We start from the raw sequence: 2224 nt of genomic DNA, 5'->3' as shown, positions 1-2224 counted from the left end.
TCCTTATGCTATTCTCTTCGTTTCATGGTTTCATCCGCTCACTTCGTTGAGCGGATTTTTTTATTTTCCAAATTCTCGGTATCAACAAAGAAAGGAAACAACCCTATTTTCTAAAGTAATTTTATAAGGAGTGGATCACATGAACGTCATAACCTCTGAAACGAATTGGATTGAACAACTAAACGAGCTTCAAGAATTGTTTCCGAACTTAGAATTGAGTCGGATTATAGAAAAAATAACCGCGCTTGGACTCAGCGAAATGAGCGAAGAGGAACAAACAAAAGCGCTTATTCTTGAATGTTTATCAGAAATGGACGAATCAGAACCTGATTGGACTTATGCAGCGAGCCGCTTCCACTTAAAGCAGCTGTATAAAAGATCCATGAATAACCGTCAGCAAGCTAAGCCATATAAAAACTTCTTTCATTTGATCAGAACACTGATTGATGAAGGCATCTATACATCTAAGATTCTTACATATTATTCTCATCATGAAATTGAAGAATTAGAATCAGCGATTGATCCAGAACGTGACCACCTTTTTACTTATATTGGATTGAAAACATTAAGTGATCGTTATTTAGCATGTTCAAAATCGCAAGAGACTTATGAACTTCCTCAAGAAAGATTCATGATCATCGCGATGATGCTAATGTCTCACGAAGAAAAAAACCACCGTTTGCGCTACGTGAAGGAAGCTTACTGGGCATTGAGCCATTTATACATGACTGTCGCAACCCCTACGCTTGCGAACGCGGGCAAGCGTTATGGTCAAATGAGCTCATGCTTTATTGATACGGTTGATGACAGCCTTCAGTCCATCTACGACAGTAATACAGATATCGCCAATCTTAGTAAGCACGGAGGCGGAATTGGTGTTTATTTAGGTAAGATTCGCAGTCGGGGAAGCGATATTCAAGGCTTCAAAGGAGTCTCGTCAGGAGTTCTGCCATGGATGAAACAACTGAACAATACAGCTGTGAGCGTCGATCAATTAGGTCAACGCCAGGGTGCCGTAGCTGTTTATTTAGATGTATGGCATAAAGATATCTTCCCTTTTTTAGATAGCCGTTTGAATAATGGGGACGAACGCCAGCGCACCCATGATTTATTCACGGGTGTCTCTATTCCTGATCTGTTCATGGAAGCCGTAGAGAACCGAGCGGACTGGTACTTGTTTGACCCTCACGAAGTACGCTATGTCATGGGTTTTTCTTTGGAAGACTCCTTTGATGAAAAACGTGGAGAAGGATCTTTCCGGGATAAATACCGGGCCTGTGTAGAACATCCCCACCTAACGAAAGAGAAAGTCTCTGCCATCGAAATCATGAAACGAATTATGGTCGGTCAGTTAGAAACAGGCACGCCTTATATGTTTTATAGAGATGAAGTCAACCGAATGAACCCGAATCAGCATGCGGGCATGGTTTATTGCAGCAATTTATGCACGGAAATCACCCAGAACCAACGACCTACGCTTCAAGAGGAACAATATGTAAAAGATGGAAAAATCATCACAGTCAAGGCCCCAGGTGACTTTGTCGTTTGTAACCTCTCAAGTATTAATCTTGGACGTGCGATCCCAGAATGTGTACTGCATCGATTGATCCCTATTCAAGTCCGTATGCTCGATAATGTCATCGATCAAAATACCATCCCCGTCCTCCAGGCCCAATTAACGAACCAGGCTTACAGAGGGATCGGACTCGGTACCTTCGGATGGGCACACCTGCTTGCTAAAAAGAAAATCGCCTGGGAATCGGAACAGGCTTTAAATTATGTTCATGAAATATACGAAGCGATCGCCTACTACACCATTGAAGCAAGCAGCAAACTCGCGACAGAAAAAGGGAGTTACCCGTTATTCGAAGGCTCAGACTGGCATACGGGAGAATTTTTTATTAAACGATCGCTTGATCAAAAAGGAACATGGAACTGGGAGGTATTGAAAAATAAGGTGAAAAATCAAGGGATGAGGAACGGATACTTGATGGCTGTCGCCCCGAACTCCAGCACTTCCCTCATCGCCGGAAGCACAGCTAGCATCGATCCGATTTTCAAAAGGTTTTATTCAGAAGAGAAAAAGGATTATAAAATTCCAGTGACCGCACCTGATTTAAGCCCTGAAACCTATTGGTACTACAAATCCGCTTATGATATCGATCAGCATGAAAGTATAAAGCAGAATGCCATCCGGCAAAAGTACGTCGATCAATCGATTTCT

The 2224-nt window shown here is 42.3% G+C and carries 1 protein-coding gene; it reads left to right on the top strand.

The window, feature by feature from the left end:
* Window positions 1-139 precede the first annotated feature (139 nt).
* A partial coding sequence (locus LD39_RS18935) for a ribonucleoside-diphosphate reductase subunit alpha (RefSeq protein WP_035551786.1) occupies window positions 140-2224 on the top strand: 2085 nt, incomplete at its 3' end.

Origin of the sequence: Halobacillus sp. BBL2006 (assembly GCF_000786645.1) — a bacterium.
Classification (GTDB): Bacteria; Bacillota; Bacilli; order Bacillales; family Halobacillaceae; genus Halobacillus.
The sequence above is the reverse complement of the archived record's forward strand: the minus strand, read 5'-3'. Positions and strand labels throughout refer to the sequence as shown.